This is a genomic window from Heliomarina sp., assembly GCF_052826185.1.
In genome coordinates this window covers 1-16,906 of record NZ_JBRBUI010000029.1, presented here as the reverse complement: position 1 = coordinate 16,906, position 16,906 = coordinate 1, and the positions used below count along the sequence as shown (strand labels likewise).

Genomic DNA, 16,906 nt, shown 5'->3' with positions numbered 1-16,906 from the left:
ATGCTGCCCCCTTCGACGCCGGCGAAAAGCCCGAACTTCCTTCTTCAATAATTTTCTCGAGTCGCGTTTCCGCAATTCGAGGACCGAACCAAAATCCTCCTCATAAGGCTTCGTGCCCGATCAACCGCATCATCATTGAGCTTCAGCACACAAAGGAAAATCTCCCATGACCACGACCATCACCCCCACCCTGACCGCGATTTCTGCGCTGCCTTCTTTACAGTGGCTAAGTTCCGTCTCGGATCGCCTCGGCGACCCGGCAGGAGGCAGCCGGAATCTTGTAGGCATAGATATTGGCCATGTCGACACACCCCGCCTGACTGTGTCGGAAGCCTGTGCTGGTTTCGTGATGCGGAACGGCCGGCTCGAGGCGACCATCATGAATTTCACGGGGCCAGAAAGCGCCACGTTCCGTCGCATCCAGAGAATGGTTGCGGCCGATAGCGCTTTGTCGCGGATAACCCATCAGACCCTCGGTGCAGAAGGCCCGCAAATCAACACACTGGTCTTCCGCACGTTCACCCTCGCCTATGCCCTTGACCTCGACCAGTCGGCACTCAAGCTTGCAGGCTCATTCGCGCCCAGCATTGTTCTTCACCGTGCCGCAGCGGCGGTCGAGCCCAATCATCTTAGCCATAAAATCCAGACCTGCCTCAACAGCTTCGTGTCAGCGCAAGATGGCCTCGGCGGGGTCGAGATGTCTGCCCCGAAAGCCTCTGTATTGGCGCAACTCCTCGGAAAGGTGCCGGCGTGATCGCGAAACGCAGCGGGCACTGCGGGTGCGACGACGGGCAGCCCATGGCGATTTTCTGATGCCCCCGTGCTCGCCGGACTTATGGGAGGCAATGAACAACGGACCGAAGGCCGGACGTTAGACGATCCGACCTCGGCCTGCCCTCTCCCAACGTCACCCGAATTCTTCGGACAATCCGTTTCCGTACCACCCGGGACGGTCTCAATTCAATAGAAGCAACGGAATGTCTCCGTTGTCAAACAACCACAAAGGACAAAGACAAATGGCCGCCTTCTCTCTCTCGTCCAACCTCAATGCGGATGGCCTCACCAATCTCGAGTTCATTCTTCAGGCCCTTAACGTAACCGGACGTCTGCCGTGCAATCGGCCCGCCATCGGCGTGCCGGCCCATTTCTCCATCGAGAACATGGAGAACCTCTACGTCGAACGCCACGGCGGCGGATGGGTCGCGAACATCCAGTTCCAAGACGTTCCGAAAGGTCAGCCGGACTGCATAGGCACGCCTGATGCGGCTCCCTTCGATGACCAGCAACAAGCTCTGATGGCAGGGATGGCCCTCGTTTGTCAGCTGGCGACAGGTTCACCGGAACTCCCCTTCTTAAAGGTGGGACAGAACCTGATCGTGCCCGTCTATCGCGCATAGAGCATCGACCTCCACTGCGGTTGGTTTCGGTGGTGGAACCAATCGCTGCTTTCCCACCGCCGAAGCCCGCGCCCGCGAACTCACGCCGACGAGGCTGCCTGGCGAACGAAAACAATTCGCCCAAGGATCTACGAAGGATACGTAAGCATTGGTCAAATCTAGGTAAAAAATACCGGGGCGCTTTTCAGATGGGATATTCGGCTTTGCCCGGTCCGCGACGGGAGTGCGCAAAAGTCGCTGCGCACCAAGCCGATCATGCACTGACAATCCAACTGGACCACTCAAGTGTGGCTGACCACGATGGCAGTGTATTGCGCCATCAGTCTTAATTGATGTTGGTCGTGTATGCACATACCATAAAACACGCATAGGTCGCATATCCTGCCTGTGCAGGGCTTGTGAGTACCCTAACCGCGATTCGGGAGAACCTCTTCCCGGTGTCTCTGTCACTCCACTGCGATCTGAGGGGCACGCAGCGTATCGCGCACCACGAGTCGCCCCTCGCTTCCCTCGGCGCTGCCTGTGGGCGGGTGCTTCGGCATCCGCCCACTTTTCCATAGGGTGAAGCATGGCCGGTCCATCAAGAGCCAATGATTGTTAATTACCGCTGATCAGTGACCACGAAGTTCCTGTAGCCATTTCCCTCCGACCGAACAAAGCACGGCATTATCCGTCCCCAGAGGCGTCATGACCCGCACCACTGTGGCTCATGTGCGGTTCGGTCGCCGCTGGACGAAACGAGACCATGCACTCGTTGAGCCCTAGCTGTCTTGCGAGCTTGTACATTGACTGCAGTACAGAGGCGCACACATCCCACGGCGCCGAAGTGCGCCACCCAGTCCCGCACTGTCTCGCAGTAAACACAAACCCCGCGTGACACGAGCAGATCCTCAATGTCCCGGTTGCTTAGAGCGAACACATGATGCGCCAAGACGGCATAGCCGATCACGGCGCGCGGAAATCTAAAGTCTTTAATGCGGCACAGGTGGGAAAAATCCAGAATGATACTTCGCTATCCGGCGAACGGGTGGGCTACAATCTGACGAAGCCCTCAAACGGCGTTTACTCGACCGACCGATAGCCTTTATTCCGCTTCGCAATTCCTAGCGCAAGCATCGACGCTACGGCTTTGGTTTCGCAACAGTGACGTTCGATGAGGGATTGGCCTCGGCAACCGATCCGACCCCACTCACGCACCAAGTCGACGCCGCCGAAAAGATCAGGCTGCAGACTCAGGCAGTAGGATCGCCGCATGTTGAGCGAGGGACAGTTGTCATGGTCAGATTATAGTCCGAGCATCGGCTCTGGTCGAGCGTCGTCGCAAATTGGCCTTGTCCGATTTTAGTGCCGCCCCAAGTGCTGGTTTAGATCATTGCACCTTTGAAAGAAATTGCCCTTTTCGGTCTAGTGCTGAGTGCCTACTGCGCGAACGAACCGCTGAAGAGGTCCGGTTGTCCGGCAATGGGCGGAAAGGAAAAAGGAGAAGAAATTGTCGCCCGGTGGCTTTTCCGTCCTTCAGGAAAAGACACCACCTCCTATCCAGGCGCCACCGGGCGCTGCGCCGCCGTCGCCCGGCTGCGGTGACATTCTCGGAGACAGGAGATCCTCATGTCCCTCACGACCACCGGCCCCTGCGGCCTCACCCTTCCCGCACTCATCGCTCAGGCCGACATTTTTGCTAGGACCATGGCAACCTTCGGTCTCACCGGGGCGGAGCAAATGGATTTCTTCTGCAGCTGTCTCGGCAAGAAACTGACCGGAGAGTATCTCCGGCTGCGCGTCGCGCAGCACCTCCCGCCCTATGACGTCCGTCTCAAGGGCATCGTGGAACCAGTTTTTGACGCGCTCGACGACGCCCGGCCATGGGAAACCTGTGCGGTTCTCGGGTCCTACGACGGCCCTCCGTTCGAGCCAGAGCGCGGGCGACGCTTGATCGAGATGGCCATTCTAGGGTTCGAGGCGATACGGCATCACCTCGGTGTCTCGGACTCGGAGCTCCTCGACCTTCTGGCCTGGAAACAGACGGTATTGACCGTGCGCCTTCTGGTCGAGCAGCAGCGGGAAGAGAAAGGAGTGGCCAGATGAAAAATCAGCACCAACATCAACCCAGATCGCAAATGATCTTCGAGGATGCCACCATCCAGACCTTCAAGATTCAGCACGAAGGCGGCTACACGACCTACGGTGTCGAGACGCTTGACGGACGCGCTTCGCTCGTCAGCCTGGAAATCATGATGTACTACGGCTGGGGCGCAAAGCTTTCGGTTGGGACAGGGACGCACGGGTGGCTTGTGGCCCCGAGCAGCGTTCATCTCTCGACCCCTGAAAAACAGAGATGGCTCACGAGGATCACCGGCTTCGTCTGTCAACTGCTCGCGGCCCTCGAGGGGGTTGCATGGGCTCTACGGCAGACAGAGGTTCCCGCGCGGGCGCTGGAGGATCTCGCTCCCGAGGAACAGGCAGAAATCAGGGCGGAGCTGCCAAAAGCCTTTTCCGCTTCTCCGGAAGTCCGTGCGATCTTCGGGGAATGCCTGTTGGAGATGGCAAGGCTCTTTCCCGATGCGCGCGAGATCCTCCGCGAAGGGCGCGCTGAAGCCGCCCGCGACAGGCGTCTAAAAAAACAGTATGACAAGCTTCCGGAGGGTATGATCCTTGCCTCCCGGCGCTGGACGTCAGAGGTAGGCATCGTCTCGTATGAACCGCTTTCGACCCGGAAAAGCCGGCTCACATCGCGCAGGCGGGACGGCAAGTGCACTTATATACTCTCACCCGAACTGCGCCGGGACTACTGCCTGATGACAGCAGAACGCGCCTGGGCGCTTGCGCCCGGGGTGCTTTCCGCCCACGAGAAGCTTCAGGCTCTCCGGCAGGCGGAGCAGGTCGCCGCTCTCGTTCCCGATCTCGCCTAGCATCTCCGCCTGATACTGCCAGCGAGAGACCTGACCCAGCATTGCTGTGACAAGTCCCCTACCCTTAGAAGCCATAAGGGGCGCGTTCAAGTGTCGCTCACAAGGATCTTCTGACCGAGCGGGGCGTTCTGATCAGCCGGGAGGCCGTCCGGCAATGGGCGAAACGGTTTGGCCGCCATTTTGCCGATTGCCTCCGACGTGACAGGCCCCATGTAGCCGACAAATGGCATCTGGATGAGGTGGTCATCTCTATCAGTGGCCGGAAATACTGGCTGTGACGGGCGGTGGATGCGCACGGGTGTGTGCTGGGTATATTTGTTCAGCCGCAACGGCATGCCAAGGCCGCAAGGCGCTTCCTGCCCAGCATACCATGGCGCCGAAGTAGCGCCACCCAGTCCCGCACTGTCTCACAGGAAACACAAACACCGCATGACACGAGCAGACCCTCAATGTCCTGGTTGCTTCGAGCGAACCGATGATGCGCCCAGATGGCATAGCCGATCACGGCGCGCGGAAATCGAAAGTCTTTAATACGGCATGGGATGTAAAATCTAGAACGACACTTCGCTATCCGGCGGTCAGGTGGGCTACAACCTGACGAAGCCCCAAAACGGCATTCATTCGACCGACCGATAGCCTTAATTCCGCTTCGCAGTTTCTAGCGCAAGCATCGACGCTACGGCTTCGCCTTCGCAACAGTGATGTTCGATAAGGGATTGACCTCTGCAACCGATCCGGCCCCACTCACGCACCAAGTCGACGCCGCCGAAAAGATCAAGCTGCAGACTCATGCAGTAGGATCGCCGCATGTTGAGCGAGGGATCTACCCGCTTAAGTTCAACACTTGTGGGCGCTGCCGTCAATTCGTTCGCATCATGGAACATATTGGTTGCGCGCTTCATCTTCGCTACAATATCAGGTAGAATCTGGCTTTTATACTATTTTCTATTCTGACTCGAGGTTTCGTGGATTGAGGCCGCTGGGTTCAATGGCTTACCCCTGATCGAAGATATCTCCGTTACAGCATCTACGATGTCGAGAATTCGTCGGACTTACTGTTAGTGGCCGCCTTCTCTCAATCCATCCTGTAGACTCGATCGAGCAAGACCGGCAATCAAGTCCGTCCGCGTTACGATGCCGACGATCCGGCCCCGTTCCAGAACAGGAACGGCATCAACCGCACCATCCGCCATCATCGGCAGGAGGACTCCAATTGGCGTTGTTGGCACCGCGCGCGGGCCAGCAACGCTCATAATGTCCGAGGCACGAACCGGCTGAGCGCGGTCGCGGTCGAGCAAGCGCTGAAACGCAGCGAGGTAGCCGTTATGGAGGCGCAGCGCGTCTTCCCGCGCGCGCGTGATCAGGTGCATCTGGAATATCACTCCGAGGTAGCGCTCTTCTGGCCCGGTTACAGGAAGCGACGTGAAACAATGCAATCGGAACAAGTCCGCGACCTCCGAGAGCGGCGTGTCCGGGCCGATCGTCACAAGATTGCGCGACATGACGTCGGTTGCAAGGAGTGGGCCAGTCCGGTGGCTGGCAACCTGCAACTCGGCGGCACCGATCAGCCGGGCAAGGTCCTCGACGCCCAGGTTGAATGAGTGCCGATACCGACCGAGAAGCGCTGTTAGTTGCTCTTCCGAAAGACCGATCCGTTCCACCGGATCGGGATCGGCAGTGCCATGGCGCCCAAGCTCATCGAATTGACGGAAAGGATAGCGACGTCCCGTAAGCCGGGCATAGAGCGCGGCCAGCACCACTAGACAGAGGGTACCAGCTGCCACCGGGGTCAAGGCAAACCAGAAGCCAAGGCGCTCGACCGCGTCCGGGCTCATCGCTGCGGTCATGGCAACGGCCCCCGCCGGCGGATGCACCGCCCGGCACAAGATGGTAACCGTTATTGCAAGCCCTACCGCAAGTGCGATCTTCAGCACCGGATCGCGGACTACGAGACAGACAGCTACCCCAACCGTCGCTGCAAGAGTATTTCCCATCACTGCGGACCAAGGTTGCGCGAGCGGGCTGTTGGGCACGGCAAAGAGCAAAACCGAAGTCGCGCCGAACGGCGCAACCAGGTAGAGGCCCAGTTTCAGATCCACCATGGGCGACAACAGGAATGCACCCGTTACTCCAAGCCCGACCAAGGCCCCTACCCCGGCACGGATCGCCTCGATCATTGAGGTCCCGCCCACCGCCGGACCAAGTGAACGGAACAGAGATATCATACTGCCGCCTCATAAGTTTTGCCTAAAGTTTCAGCAAGGCGCGAAAGGCGCAAGCGGATCCACCCAGAAATCAGCCGGATATAGTGTATCGTTGGAGTATATGTATCGGAAGGTTTCGACGTCCTCGCCTCGAGCCACCGAACAATGATCTGGCGAGGTTTATGCTCGGAACAAGGTGGCGACAAGACCCGGAACCGACACGTCCACGTCCAAATCTTCCCAACGCAATCCGAATCCACGCTCGAAAATCTCTACAGCCTCAAGTTGCTGCGTGGATGCCGTGCCAAGACCGCGCACCTGACTCGGATGGAGCGCGACCGCGCTTCCATTGGCGAGATCAACCACGATGCGACAGGACACGGGATCATAGTGAGCGGCAATCGCGAGGGGCCAAGCGGCACGCGCAGTTTCGCCCCGGCACAGCGCATCGTCTATCTCGCTATCCGAGAGATCGCGCGTTTCGGCATCATGGTCGGTTGCAGCAAGTGTCCTTAGAAGCTCTTCATTCTCGTGTTCTACAATTCCGGCGGCGTTAAGGGCGGCCTCGACACCTATGCCGGGAACGCCGTTTTGCTCGACGTAATCAGCCTCCGCTGAAATTGCTTTGGCATTTTCCTTTACCATGCCGACATTTCTCTTTTGGTCGTACCCTCGAAGAAATCGGACACGTGATCAATAATCCCGGCGAGTGTGCCGATGCGAAAAGGCTTTCGTGTATTTTGGTCGGTGATTTTGCATTCCGCCGGAATGGAAACGACACAGCCGCATAGATTGCAGATCGCGACGAGGAGGCTTCTTGCTCGGCCGGCGCAATCGTCAAAGCGCACGTTTCGGTAGGCGAATGTCGTGGTGACCAGGCATCCACAATCTTCGCAGACGCCCGTCGATTTCTGCCCGATGCTGGTGTCATCGCTTGTTGTCATGGTCAGATAATAGTCCGAGGATCGGTTCTGGTCGAGCGTCGTTGCGAATTGCCCTTGTCCAATTTTAGTGCCGCCCCAAGTGCTGGTTTAGACCATTGCACCTTTGAAAGAGATTGTCCTTTTCAGTCTAGTGTTGAGTGCCTTCTGCGCGAATAATAGAAACCATTGATCTACTGGATGGTGGCAAAATTTGACTTTCGGCATGTTCGACTTGAACGTAGCCAAATAGGCTCTGCCTCAATAATCTTCAAGCAAGGTCGCAACGGCTGACCAGCTTGAGAGCAACCTCCCTATGCGATCCGGACTTATTCTTAATTTTCGCGCTGCAATGGCGTAGGTGAACGAAAAACCCATCTCCGATGAACCTTTACGTTCAAGCCAGGATTTCCGTCGGCATTTACCTCGCCACGTCCCGTCAATGCCACCACGTAATCGAGAGCTGGATTCGCTGGCTCTTTGCGAGCGCGGGCGCTCGAAAATTACGCGGGTCGAACGCCGTAAATTGGTTGCTCGACCCGCCGGATCATCGACCGCTATGTCGACACGCGCATCTGGGGTGCGCGCGGCGTAACATGTGGTCAGGGATCTCAGCGCTGATCAGACCGCGCTGCCAAGCGTGTCGTCTGAAAAAAGTTCATAGTAGGTATCTATGCAGTTTGCGAGACCTGCCGAGACTACTTCGAGCTTTTCTTCGTCTGTCTGTGCGGACAGGAGCGCATCACAGGGTATGGAATAGATTTCCATTCCATCGGATTGATAATGCGCAGTTACTCGGAGGAAAAAGCACTCTCCGGTCGCTTCCCCAATGCTCGGGCTGCATAGGATGTACAGGGGGAGGCGGATCGAACCATGCCTTCGTGCGCTAATGCGCAAAGCGTCCGCCTCGCTCGGCGCGAAGACCAAGGCCTCACAGGGTCGCTCGTAGGGTCGTTTCTTGCAAAGCTCGATGTGGTGGATCTGTCGGGTTAGCTGGGCCTATCTCTCGGCCAAGCGCCGCAAGGAGACCGAGATGCGCTGCTCCGAAGGCACGCGGATCGCTTTCTCGGGCGGGACTATCACGCCTACGATCTGATCTGGTCTGTCCTTGATGCCACCTTTGCCTAATACCCTGACATGGTGCTCTTGCACGGCGGCACGCCCAAGGGTGCCGAGATGATCGCGGCCCGATGGGCAGATACCCGTGGCGTCACCCAGGTGGACTTCAAATCCGACTGGAAGAGCCACGGCAAGGCCGCTCCCTTCAAACGCAGCGACAAGATGCTCGAGACCCTGCCACAGGGTCTGATCGCCACGCCAGGCTCGGGCATCACCGAGAACATCGTCGACAAGGCCCGCAAGCTCGGCATCCGTATCAAGAGGATCGGGGCTTAGGCCCCGGTTCACGCGCCGCGCAGAAGGTCCTGAACCACGGAGGGCTTCTTGGCGATCAAGGCCAGCAGAACCTGCGCCGGACCCGTCGGGTGACGACGTCCGTGTTCCCAGTTCAGAAGCGTGCCTTTCGCGACGCCAATGCTCTTGGCGAATTCTGCCTGAGAGAGGCCGGTCCGTTGCCGGACTTCGGCGACATCGACTTCCGCCACGGACACTTCATGGACCTTCGCGCCGGCCAAGTCGCCATCTGCGAAGGCCAGCGCTTCTTCCAGCCCCTTGGAGATGGATTCGAATGCACTCATGTTGCGTCTCCATATTTCACGACAAGCGCCTTGCTCATCTCTACTGCCATGGCCTGTTCGGTCTTCGACAGGTTGGCTTTCTCATTCTTGGCGAAGACCGTGATCAGGAAGATCGGCATATGGGTCCCGCCAAAGACATACACCGTCCTGAAGCCGCCGCTCTTGCCGCCCCCTTCTCTTGGGATGCGGACCTTGCGCAATCCGCCACCAAGAGAGATGCCCGCTTCCGGATTGGCGGCAATGAAGCTGATCGCGGCCTCGCGCTCCTGGTCCGACATGATTGCCTTTGCGCGCCTCTGGAATTCGGGCAATTCGACCACTGTTTGCAATCGTGTCATCTCTCGTCCCATATAGGTTTTGCAGGCTTATGTGTCAATGACGTATAGCATGCGCACTGGAAGGGCAAGTCGGCGACGGTTGCAAGGGCCCGGCTGTATGCCCTTTCGACATTGCCAAGTTGATCGCGTTGTCCTTCTCGGATAGCGCGGCACCATGACCATACCGACCTCATTTCCGCGACTGAAGGGCTTCCGTTTTCCTCGCGAAATCATCGCCTATGCGGTGTGGGTATACCATAGGTTTGCTCTCAGCACGGCGGATGTCGAGGATCTCCTGGCGGAGCGTGGCATCATCGTCAGTCGTGAAGCGGTTCGTCTCTGGGTGAATCGTTTCGGATCTCAGTTCGCGGTTTGTATCCGACGCGATCGTCCCCGGCCGCACGACAAATGGCATATGGACGAAGTGGTCGTCCCGATCAACGGCGTGAAACATTGGCTGTGGCGTGCAATAGATGGCAATGGAGATGTGCTCGATATTCTGATCCAGCCTCGCCGCAATGGCAAAGCCGCAAAGCGTTTCTTCAGCCGACTGGTTGCTGCCTATGGCGAACCGCGCGTCGTGATCACGGACAAGTTGCGCAGCTATACCAAACCGATCAAGGCCGTCACGCCGGGCGCCGACCATCGGGCGCACAAGGGGCTCAACAACCGGATCGAAGGGTCACACCGGCCGACGCGAAAGCGGGAAAAAATGATGGGTCGGTTCAAGTCACCGCGCAAAGCGCAACGATTTCTCGTCGCCCACGATCAAATCAATACGATCTTTCGTCCCCGCCGCTATCGCCTTTCCACTCTCTCCTACCGCCATGCCAGAGCCGACGCCTTCAAACTGTGGGAAGGTTATGCTGCCGAAATATCGGCCTGATTGCGCGGTCTCACGCTTAATCCAATGCACGGCAGATCACTTGGCAATGCCCCCAGGAGCCATACCAACTGTTATGGCGCTTCGCGGCAGTCTGGTTGCAGATCACCTTGATGAGGTAGCCATCTGAGAGCAGATCGCGCAGTCCATCATCGGTGATCACATTCGGTGTTGCGCCGTCCAACTGCTATTCCTTTTCACTTATGCCGACACGTATCGGGATTGGAGCGGACGCGAGCTTTTGCCTGATCTTCCGGGTCGCAAGCGTCGTCGCTCAGTTTCGCGATGCCATACGAGACATCCTCGAAGCTCGCAACGCGGCCGGGGTTAAAGTCGTCGGAGACAGATGCGCGTGTCTTCGTCTTGGCATTTCATCTTCTTCAGCCTGTCAGATCGCTTTCTGCTTGAGGCCTCTGGTGACTCGACCGAGGAACTGAACACGGGCCGGTGTCGCCTTGCGACCGGTCGCGGTATGTATCGAAAGATCAGGTGTACTGTGTAAGGATCGCTTCGGCAATCTTGGCTGTCGGCTGTTCACCCACCTTCCGTCGCGACCGCTGCACTTCTCCCGATGTCTGAGTTGCATGACATGCTGGTCGCAGCTGTCGTCCCGGCCACAAAGGTTGTCGCCGATCTTTTTCCCCTGACCCTGCGGGTCATTCCTCGCGGATCAAAAAGACCGGCGCCTGCCCCTCTCCGCTGCGCTCTGCCTTCGGTGTGGCCGGGCCTTGGCCAGCAGCAAGGTGACCATCATTGCAACGCAAACAAGGAGAAGAGCAATGACCATGAACTGCATCAAATTCACCAGCGCCGACATCGAAACCGCCAAGGGCGTCGGCTCCATCTCGACCCTGACTTTTGATCTCGACATCACGGTCGAACCCGTCGCAAGTGCGAACCCGATGGCCCCCACGCACCGCGTCCTCGGTCGCTCCCCGCGCGGCAAGCTGGTCGAGTGCGGCGGCATCTGGAAGAAGCAGAACAAGGAGACCGGCGCGGACTACTACACGCTGACCATCCGCGACCACGGCTTCAACGCCAACCTCGGCAAGGCCGCGAACCAGGACGATCTGCCCCTGCAGGCCGTCATCCCCTGGGGCCCGAAAGACGCCGCGTGATCTGAAGAGTTGGGTCCGACATCGTTCGGGCCCAGCACCCGCAAGTCGATCTTGAACGCGTTCAAGATTAGATCGTTTTGCACCTCGCAGCCTCTAATCATGCGCCTGAGTTCAGGTAGGCGCGTGGTATCTTCCAATTGCGCCCATAATAGTGCTACTATGAGTGGCGAAACGAGTCGAACTCGGAATCAACCGAAGTCGGGGCAGCGATATGAGCGGAAGTCTAGAACAGTTTTTGACCGACCTGTCACGAGGTCTGGAGCGCACAATGGTCGCCGTCAACAAAGAGTTGACGCTGCGCCATCGTATCAAGCGCACATGGTCGATGCGACAGTGTGCTCGCTTCTTGAACGTCAGCATCCAATATTTGACCAAGTTTGCGAATAGCAACGACGACTTTCCAAAGGGTGAGTACGTTGGGCGCGAGCGTGTCTTCAACCTTCATGAGCTGATGCATATGCGCGCTTTGATGGCGGCGTCTGCAAAGCGTCCTTTTGACTATCTTGCGTGGCGCAAGCCCGGCGATCCGCTTCCAGTCATTTCATTTGCCAGCCAAAAGGGCGGGACGGCCAAGAGCCTTAGCGCTGCACATTTCGCACAGTACCTGAGCCTTCACTACGGAATGCGCGTTGGCGTGATGGATGCTGACCCGCAGAGCACGATCACACTTTACTTTGTAGGCGGTGAGGGCTTGTCTCAAATGCCTACTGAAGAAACGCCATCGATGGTGGACTTCGCGGGCCTCTTCCAGTCTGAGGAGGCGCCTTACACGGATCACTCTGCGGAGATGCTGGATAGCTTCTTTTTGAAGACTTCTTGGCCGGGGCTTCGATTGGTTCCAGCGCACGGAGAGACCTCTGAGGGCGAAATTCAGATCGCCCGCTTGGTTCGCGAAGCTCCTGCAGGGAAGAGTTTCTACCGCTACCTTCGGGACGCGATTGATCGCTGGAAAGAGGCGCGCCCTCCGGCAACAGCTCCCAATGAACTTGTTACGGATGGAAAGGTCGATCCTGTCCGTCTTGAGCGGGCGCTGAACGAAACGCTGGATTGCATCATCATTGACTATCAACCGGCGCTGACGCTTTTCCAGCTCAACAATGTGATAGCCTCTTCATCCCTCGTCATTCCTCAGACCATGAAGGGGTTCGACATCGCAACACTGTCGACCTTTGTCACCGGCCTGCTCGGCATGCTGCAGCACATCCTAGCACATGAGCGTATCGATATTGGCTCGGGTGCCAACATGCTTTTGCCAACCATTGTGCAGCGTTCCAACGGTCAGGACCTCAACCACATCGGCAATCTTCTCGAGCACTGCCCCACGGAGATCTTGCCCGTGTTCTATCTTCGGTCAGACGCGATTTCGAACGCTTCAGACGTTTATCAGTCGGTCTACGAATATGAGCCTGACACGCCTGGCAAACGAAAAGGTATCAACAGATTTATCGAGAACGCAGACGCGGTAAACGATGCAATCGTCAGCCGTCTGTGGCCAGGCCTCGAACGTGGTTATGCGAATGCTTGGATGGACACGTTCTATGATGACGATGACGGGGAGACCGCAGCATGAAGCGAACTATCCCGAGGTCGCTGGTTACGAAAGCTTTGAACCAATCAGCTGAGCCGAGTGGCAATGACGATGAGGCAAAGGTCGACACTGCACCGTCTTCTACTACTGCAGCTTTCAAGGGAGCGGGCAGTGCATGGAAGGCCGGCGCACTTGCCCAATCGCAGGCAGCGGTAGAGCAGGGTCGTGCGCAGCTCGTCGAAGACATTCTGAACGGCCGTCACGAGCTTCAGATTTCACCGGAACAAGTGGAGGATCCGCTAGGTTCAGATCGTCGTGATGACTGGCTGGCACAAGAGGCCTTTCAAACACTTCTTAAGAGCATTCAAATCAACGGCCAAGACACGCCCATCCTTGTTTGGCCAGAGGATCCGCATTGGAAGCCTGACCCGTTGAACCCGACTGACGTCGCGGATGCTCGCTTTATCATGCTGACCGGCAGACGTCGTCATGCTGCAGCGAAGACCTTGGGGCTCAAGCTACGAGCCATCTTGGCGCCCCCAGATAAGCGAGGCGCGGAGGACTCGCAGTTCGAGATGCTGTTCCTTCGTTTCCGGGAAAACGAGGAAAGGGAAAACCTTAGCGCTTTCGAGCGCCTACTGGCTATTGGAGAGATGTACGAGACACTTCGTGCGTCTGGTGAGAAGACGACTGCGGTGGCGTTTGCTACGCGTATTGGTGTTCACGAGAGTATCGTGTCGCGCGCTCGCGCAGTTTTCGGGGCCCGAGATCAAATCTTGAACGCGTTCAAGAACGCTTACGACATGAGCTTCCAGGATCTGCAAAAAGCGCTGGCCAGCCTTGAGGACAAGCCGAAGAAGCAAGTCAGAAAGCCCGCTCAGAAGATCACCGCAAAGCGCAAGGTAGGCGGTCGTAATCTCTCGCTTACGTCAGCGAACGGCAATCTCTCGATCAAAGCCGCAAGCGTACCGCTGAGCCAAGCGAAGCTTGAGGAGCTGAGCGATCTGATCGCAGACTTCTTGGCAAAGAATAAGGAGGTTCCACCGACGGGCTAAAGCCTGAACACCGGTGCATCTCCATACATTGAGGCAACGAGCAAGAAGGAAGAATGTGATCTAAAGGCAAAAGAAAAGCCCCCAAGCTGAGGGCCTGAGAGCTGATCTTATTGGTTTGGTCGCCTTGAAGATAAGTCTCTCTCGAATCACTGTCAACGACGAACGCTTCAGAGCGAACGGCTTTCTTTTGCCTCCACATAACTGGAGGTGAGAAACAGGCATGAAACATACAGGTTGGCGCAAGCCGACACCGGGTCTTGGCATCGCAGAGCAGCTTGCCCAAGCCGGTGAACAGAGAGCTGTACCCAAAACTCGGGCGTTCGTCGCCGTGAAGCGTGTAGGAGCCTACATCGGCCTCAAGGCCGGCGACATGATGCTCCTCGACACGCTCGGGGCGTTTACCCAAGCCCAGGACTGGGAGGAGGGGCAGCGCCCGATCGTCTGGGCGTCGAACGCCTATCTGATGGAGCAGACCGGGTTCTCGCTCTCCGCGCTCAAGCGCCATGCACGGCGCCTGGCCGAGATCGGCGTGATTTCCTTCCAGGACAGCCCGAACGGAAAGCGTTGGGGCCGCAGGGACGCCGAGGGGCGCATTGTCGAGGCCTACGGCTTCGATCTGTCGCCGCTCTCAGCTCGCGTCGAGGAATTCGAGGAGCTGCATACCGAGCTGCAGGCCGAGCGCGAGCTTTGCCAGCGCCTGAAGCGACAGATCACGGTGGCACGTCGGATGATCCGCGCGCGAATTGAGGCTGCCGTCAGCAGCGCTCTGTGCGGGCCGTGGACGCGGTTCACGGGGCTCTTCGAAGAGCTTCTGGACCGGCTTCCCAGCCGTCATGAAGCTTCCGAGCAGCTTGCTCGGCTGCTGACGTGGTTCAGGGAACTCCAAGAGCGTGTCGAGGCCGCCTATCTCAAGGCGACGGAGGTTGTCCTGCCTGTGGAAAACACGCCGGAAACCAACGAACAAGTTTCTAAGAAGACTCGAAGAATGAACCCCAGGGAGGTCATTTCTGACCCTCATATACTAATTACAAACCAACTTAACCCTGTAACCTGTAATTCCTCCGAAAAAGAGGAAGTCGAGGCCGTGGTACCCAATGCTCAGCCCGAAGATCAGGTTGATAGGGAGCTGGAAGATTGGGTTGCCGCGGTGCGCAAGAAGCGCGCAGCGCTGGATCTGCCGACTGTGATGCAGGCCTGTCCCGAATTCGCATCTTGGGCGCGCAATATGGGCGGGTTCCTGAAGGATTGGGGCGATTTGCACCGAGTTGCCGGGCAGCTCAGGCCGATGATCGGGGTGTCGGAGCATGCCTGGAATGTGGCGCAAGGCCGCTTGGGAAAACAGGTGGCGACGGCGGCGCTGGCGTTGGTCTTCGAGAAGCATTGTGCAGGCGAAGTTTCCTCGCCGGGTGGCTATCTGCGCGGCATGGTCGAAAAGGCCGGGGCAGGGGAACTGCATCTTGAGCGCAGCTTCTATGGCAGGCTCAGCGGGCAGGCGGCGTGATACAGCATTTCCAGTTTTTATTGTCAGTGAAGATCGGTTTTTCGCTTACGAGCCGTAGGCGAGAGGCAGCGAAAACCGATGCATCTGGAACTGGAAATGCTCTTGGGCAGGGTATCAGAGACCGGCGGCCTTGGTCAGGTTCATGCGGAAACGATCGCGACGCCGCTGATAGCGCCGGGTCATCTCGGCCGAGGCGTGGCCCAGGTGTTTCTGGACATAGCGCTCGTCGACTTCAGCTGAACTGGCAAGACCGGCGCGCAGGGAATGGCCGGAAAACATCGCAAGCCGCTCCTTATCGGGAAGTTCGGAACGGATGCCAGCGTCCAGGACCGTGCGCTTGATCAGCCTTGCGACATGTTTGTCATTCAACCGCTTTTCCCGCGCGCGCTTGCCATCCCGCGAGATCCCGACAAACACAGGTCCGAAGTCGATTTTCGCGAAGTGCAACCATTGCTCAAGGGCATGGACGGGGCAGGTCTGGTCTTTGGAACCGCGGCCAATCTCAACCTCGCGCCACCCGGTCTTCGCATCGAGGGTCAGCAGAGCACCTTCTTCCATGATCTCGAACCAGCCCCCAGACTCCGGCGTGTCGTCCTTGTGAACGTCAAGGCTGACGATTTCCGAACGCCTGAGGCCGCCAGCATAGCCGAGCAGTAGGATTGCCCGATCTCGGAGCCCGCGCAGATCGTAGGGCAGGGTGGCCACCATCGCGAGGATGTCCTCCGCCAAGATCGCTTCCTTCTGTACCGGCGGGCGCGCGTGCTTGCGCTTGATCCCGGCCAGCACCGTCGCGATGTGGCGGTTTTTGCGATCGAGGGTGAAACCGCGCTGTGCATAGTTCCAGGCGAGGCCTGACAGGCGGCGGTCTATGGTCGAAACCGAGAGGGATCGCTTCGCCGACTTCGATGGGGAGAGGCTCGACCCGGACGCAAGGTCGGCCAGATAAAGCCCGATCATTTCGGGGGAAGGGGGTAGGGGCTCTGCCCCTTTCATCCGGCACCAGCGGGCGAAGTGGGCCCAGTCCTTCGCATAGGCCTTCAGCGTGTTCTCAGAGGCTGCGGCGCGCGCATAGTCGCGGGCGGTGTCAACCAGACGATCGAGCCTGCCGGATCCGGCCACATGGTCGGGCAGGGCGATGGGTTCGCTTCTTTCCCGCTTCCTCTCGTCGAGTCTTTCATCTTCGGATAAAGCCGGCCTTGATGAGATCGATTTTCCGTCCGTTGGATTCATCTTATCTGTCGGTCTGCCGGAATTTCTGAGACTGCGTTCCATTTATTTTCAATAGCTTGCCTGTGTCGCATTTCTGAAACCGATTCAGGGTATGTGAGACTGGACGCCGATTTGAGTCACCATTGGTGAGACTATCCGGCATCCATG

The 16,906-nt window shown here is 57.9% G+C and carries 20 protein-coding genes and 1 pseudogene; 12 read left to right on the top strand and 9 right to left on the bottom strand.

Annotated features, from left to right (window positions below; all coding sequences use genetic code 11):
- The first annotated feature begins 166 nt into the window (after positions 1-166).
- Entirely contained in the window at positions 167-754 is a 588-nt protein-coding gene (locus ACU0FH_RS10785; RefSeq protein ID WP_446194614.1) for a hypothetical protein, read from the top strand.
- A gap of 262 nt (positions 755-1,016) precedes the next feature.
- Complete coding sequence (locus tag ACU0FH_RS10780) at positions 1,017-1,397, top strand: hypothetical protein (protein WP_446194613.1); 381 nt, start codon at positions 1,017-1,019, stop codon at positions 1,395-1,397.
- Positions 1,398-2,459: 1,062 nt separating this feature from the next.
- On the opposite strand, the gene ACU0FH_RS10775 is transcribed toward ACU0FH_RS10780, so the two are convergent.
- Complete coding sequence (locus ACU0FH_RS10775; protein ID WP_446194612.1) at positions 2,460-2,651, bottom strand: WGR domain-containing protein; 192 nt, start codon at positions 2,649-2,651, stop codon at positions 2,460-2,462.
- A gap of 354 nt (positions 2,652-3,005) precedes the next feature.
- Here ACU0FH_RS10775 and ACU0FH_RS10770 point away from each other — a divergent pair, with 354 nt between their 5' ends.
- From ACU0FH_RS10770 to ACU0FH_RS10760, 3 genes and pseudogenes are all read left to right on the top strand, one after another.
- A complete protein-coding gene (locus ACU0FH_RS10770; RefSeq protein ID WP_446194611.1) occupies positions 3,006-3,482 on the top strand; it encodes a hypothetical protein in 477 nt (158 codons plus the stop codon).
- Positions 3,479-4,306 carry a hypothetical protein gene (locus ACU0FH_RS10765; RefSeq protein WP_446194610.1) on the top strand — a complete coding sequence of 276 codons (828 nt, stop codon included), beginning with the start codon at positions 3,479-3,481 and terminating at the stop codon, positions 4,304-4,306. The genes ACU0FH_RS10770 and ACU0FH_RS10765 overlap by 4 nt, the downstream gene beginning before the upstream one ends.
- A gap of 101 nt (positions 4,307-4,407) precedes the next feature.
- Positions 4,408-4,665, top strand: a pseudogene (locus ACU0FH_RS10760) (DDE-type integrase/transposase/recombinase); the annotation flags it as partial.
- Positions 4,666-4,944: 279 nt separating this feature from the next.
- On the opposite strand, the gene ACU0FH_RS10755 reads toward ACU0FH_RS10760, so the two are convergent.
- From ACU0FH_RS10755 to ACU0FH_RS10740, 4 genes are all read right to left on the bottom strand, one after another.
- Complete coding sequence (locus tag ACU0FH_RS10755) at positions 4,945-5,190, bottom strand: WGR domain-containing protein (protein ID WP_446194627.1); 246 nt, start codon at positions 5,188-5,190, stop codon at positions 4,945-4,947.
- 174 nt (positions 5,191-5,364) lie between these two features.
- Entirely contained in the window at positions 5,365-6,531 is a 1,167-nt protein-coding gene (locus tag ACU0FH_RS10750) for an HPP family protein (RefSeq protein ID WP_446194609.1), read from the bottom strand.
- 159 nt (positions 6,532-6,690) lie between these two features.
- Positions 6,691-7,155, bottom strand: a complete 465-nt coding sequence (locus ACU0FH_RS10745; protein WP_446194608.1) for a DUF2442 domain-containing protein — start codon at positions 7,153-7,155, stop codon at positions 6,691-6,693.
- Positions 7,149-7,454 (bottom strand): hypothetical protein, encoded by a 306-nt coding sequence (locus tag ACU0FH_RS10740; protein WP_446194607.1) that lies wholly within the window; start codon positions 7,452-7,454, stop codon positions 7,149-7,151. Before ACU0FH_RS10740 ends, ACU0FH_RS10745 begins: the two co-directional genes overlap by 7 nt.
- Positions 7,455-8,400: 946 nt before the next feature.
- Between ACU0FH_RS10740 and ACU0FH_RS10735 the strand changes: the two genes are divergently transcribed.
- Positions 8,401-8,526, top strand: coding sequence for a hypothetical protein (locus ACU0FH_RS10735; protein WP_446194606.1), 126 nt, complete (start codon positions 8,401-8,403; stop codon positions 8,524-8,526).
- A gap of 41 nt (positions 8,527-8,567) precedes the next feature.
- Positions 8,568-8,825: a DUF2493 domain-containing protein gene (locus ACU0FH_RS10730; protein WP_446194605.1), complete on the top strand. Its 258-nt coding sequence runs from the start codon at positions 8,568-8,570 to the stop codon at positions 8,823-8,825.
- An 8-nt stretch (positions 8,826-8,833) separates the two neighbouring features.
- On the opposite strand, the gene ACU0FH_RS10725 is transcribed toward ACU0FH_RS10730, so the two are convergent.
- Both ACU0FH_RS10725 and ACU0FH_RS10720 read right to left on the bottom strand, forming a co-directional pair.
- A complete protein-coding gene (locus ACU0FH_RS10725; protein WP_446194604.1) occupies positions 8,834-9,127 on the bottom strand; it encodes a helix-turn-helix domain-containing protein in 294 nt (97 codons plus the stop codon).
- Positions 9,124-9,465: a type II toxin-antitoxin system RelE/ParE family toxin gene (locus tag ACU0FH_RS10720; protein ID WP_446194603.1), complete on the bottom strand. Its 342-nt coding sequence runs from the start codon at positions 9,463-9,465 to the stop codon at positions 9,124-9,126. The genes ACU0FH_RS10725 and ACU0FH_RS10720 overlap by 4 nt, the downstream gene beginning before the upstream one ends.
- Before the next feature lie 154 nt (positions 9,466-9,619).
- Here ACU0FH_RS10720 and ACU0FH_RS10715 point away from each other — a divergent pair, with 154 nt between their 5' ends.
- On the top strand, positions 9,620-10,330 hold the full coding sequence (locus tag ACU0FH_RS10715; RefSeq protein ID WP_446194602.1) for an IS6 family transposase: 711 nt from the start codon (positions 9,620-9,622) through the stop codon (positions 10,328-10,330).
- A 16-nt stretch (positions 10,331-10,346) separates the two neighbouring features.
- Here the strand turns inward: ACU0FH_RS10715 and ACU0FH_RS10710 are convergent, their stop codons facing one another.
- A complete protein-coding gene (locus tag ACU0FH_RS10710) occupies positions 10,347-10,511 on the bottom strand; it encodes a hypothetical protein (protein ID WP_446194601.1) in 165 nt (54 codons plus the stop codon).
- Between the two features lie 595 nt (positions 10,512-11,106).
- On the opposite strand from ACU0FH_RS10710, the gene ACU0FH_RS10705 reads away from it, so the two are divergent.
- From ACU0FH_RS10705 to repC, 4 genes are all read left to right on the top strand, one after another.
- On the top strand, positions 11,107-11,445 hold the full coding sequence (locus tag ACU0FH_RS10705) for a DUF736 domain-containing protein (RefSeq protein ID WP_446194600.1): 339 nt from the start codon (positions 11,107-11,109) through the stop codon (positions 11,443-11,445).
- Between the two features lie 211 nt (positions 11,446-11,656).
- Positions 11,657-13,015: a ParA family protein gene (locus tag ACU0FH_RS10700; RefSeq protein ID WP_446194599.1), complete on the top strand. Its 1,359-nt coding sequence runs from the start codon at positions 11,657-11,659 to the stop codon at positions 13,013-13,015.
- Positions 13,012-14,028, top strand: coding sequence for a ParB/RepB/Spo0J family partition protein (locus ACU0FH_RS10695; RefSeq protein WP_446194598.1), 1,017 nt, complete (start codon positions 13,012-13,014; stop codon positions 14,026-14,028). Before ACU0FH_RS10700 ends, ACU0FH_RS10695 begins: the two co-directional genes overlap by 4 nt.
- A gap of 220 nt (positions 14,029-14,248) precedes the next feature.
- Positions 14,249-15,529 (top strand): plasmid replication protein RepC, encoded by a 1,281-nt coding sequence (gene repC, locus ACU0FH_RS10690; protein WP_446194597.1) that lies wholly within the window; start codon positions 14,249-14,251, stop codon positions 15,527-15,529.
- Positions 15,530-15,643: 114 nt separating this feature from the next.
- On the opposite strand, the gene ACU0FH_RS10685 is transcribed toward repC, so the two are convergent.
- The gene (locus tag ACU0FH_RS10685; protein WP_446194596.1) at positions 15,644-16,759 is read right to left on the bottom strand and encodes a tyrosine-type recombinase/integrase; all 1,116 of its coding nucleotides are present in this window, start codon (positions 16,757-16,759) and stop codon (positions 15,644-15,646) included.
- Positions 16,760-16,906: the final 147 nt, after the last annotated feature.

Excerpts from the sequence above, each read along its gene's own strand:
- ACU0FH_RS10785 (WP_446194614.1), top strand. The coding sequence starts at position 167 with ATGACCACGACCATCACCCCCACCCTGACCGCGATTTCTGCGCTGCCT.
- ACU0FH_RS10780 (WP_446194613.1), top strand. The coding sequence starts at position 1,017 with ATGGCCGCCTTCTCTCTCTCGTCCAACCTCAATGCGGATGGCCTCACC.
- ACU0FH_RS10775 (WP_446194612.1), bottom strand. The coding sequence starts at position 2,651 with ATGCGGCGATCCTACTGCCTGAGTCTGCAGCCTGATCTTTTCGGCGGC.
- ACU0FH_RS10770 (WP_446194611.1), top strand. The coding sequence starts at position 3,006 with ATGTCCCTCACGACCACCGGCCCCTGCGGCCTCACCCTTCCCGCACTC.
- ACU0FH_RS10765 (WP_446194610.1), top strand. The coding sequence starts at position 3,479 with ATGAAAAATCAGCACCAACATCAACCCAGATCGCAAATGATCTTCGAG.
- ACU0FH_RS10755 (WP_446194627.1), bottom strand. The coding sequence starts at position 5,190 with ATGTTCCATGATGCGAACGAATTGACGGCAGCGCCCACAAGTGTTGAA.
- ACU0FH_RS10750 (WP_446194609.1), bottom strand. The coding sequence starts at position 6,531 with ATGATATCTCTGTTCCGTTCACTTGGTCCGGCGGTGGGCGGGACCTCA.
- ACU0FH_RS10745 (WP_446194608.1), bottom strand. The coding sequence starts at position 7,155 with ATGGTAAAGGAAAATGCCAAAGCAATTTCAGCGGAGGCTGATTACGTC.
- ACU0FH_RS10740 (WP_446194607.1), bottom strand. The coding sequence starts at position 7,454 with ATGACAACAAGCGATGACACCAGCATCGGGCAGAAATCGACGGGCGTC.
- ACU0FH_RS10735 (WP_446194606.1), top strand. The coding sequence starts at position 8,401 with ATGTGGTGGATCTGTCGGGTTAGCTGGGCCTATCTCTCGGCCAAGCGC.
- ACU0FH_RS10730 (WP_446194605.1), top strand. The coding sequence starts at position 8,568 with ATGGTGCTCTTGCACGGCGGCACGCCCAAGGGTGCCGAGATGATCGCG.
- ACU0FH_RS10725 (WP_446194604.1), bottom strand. The coding sequence starts at position 9,127 with ATGAGTGCATTCGAATCCATCTCCAAGGGGCTGGAAGAAGCGCTGGCC.
- ACU0FH_RS10720 (WP_446194603.1), bottom strand. The coding sequence starts at position 9,465 with ATGACACGATTGCAAACAGTGGTCGAATTGCCCGAATTCCAGAGGCGC.
- ACU0FH_RS10715 (WP_446194602.1), top strand. The coding sequence starts at position 9,620 with ATGACCATACCGACCTCATTTCCGCGACTGAAGGGCTTCCGTTTTCCT.
- ACU0FH_RS10705 (WP_446194600.1), top strand. The coding sequence starts at position 11,107 with ATGACCATGAACTGCATCAAATTCACCAGCGCCGACATCGAAACCGCC.
- ACU0FH_RS10700 (WP_446194599.1), top strand. The coding sequence starts at position 11,657 with ATGAGCGGAAGTCTAGAACAGTTTTTGACCGACCTGTCACGAGGTCTG.
- ACU0FH_RS10695 (WP_446194598.1), top strand. The coding sequence starts at position 13,012 with ATGAAGCGAACTATCCCGAGGTCGCTGGTTACGAAAGCTTTGAACCAA.
- repC (WP_446194597.1), top strand. The coding sequence starts at position 14,249 with ATGAAACATACAGGTTGGCGCAAGCCGACACCGGGTCTTGGCATCGCA.
- ACU0FH_RS10685 (WP_446194596.1), bottom strand. The coding sequence starts at position 16,759 with ATGAATCCAACGGACGGAAAATCGATCTCATCAAGGCCGGCTTTATCC.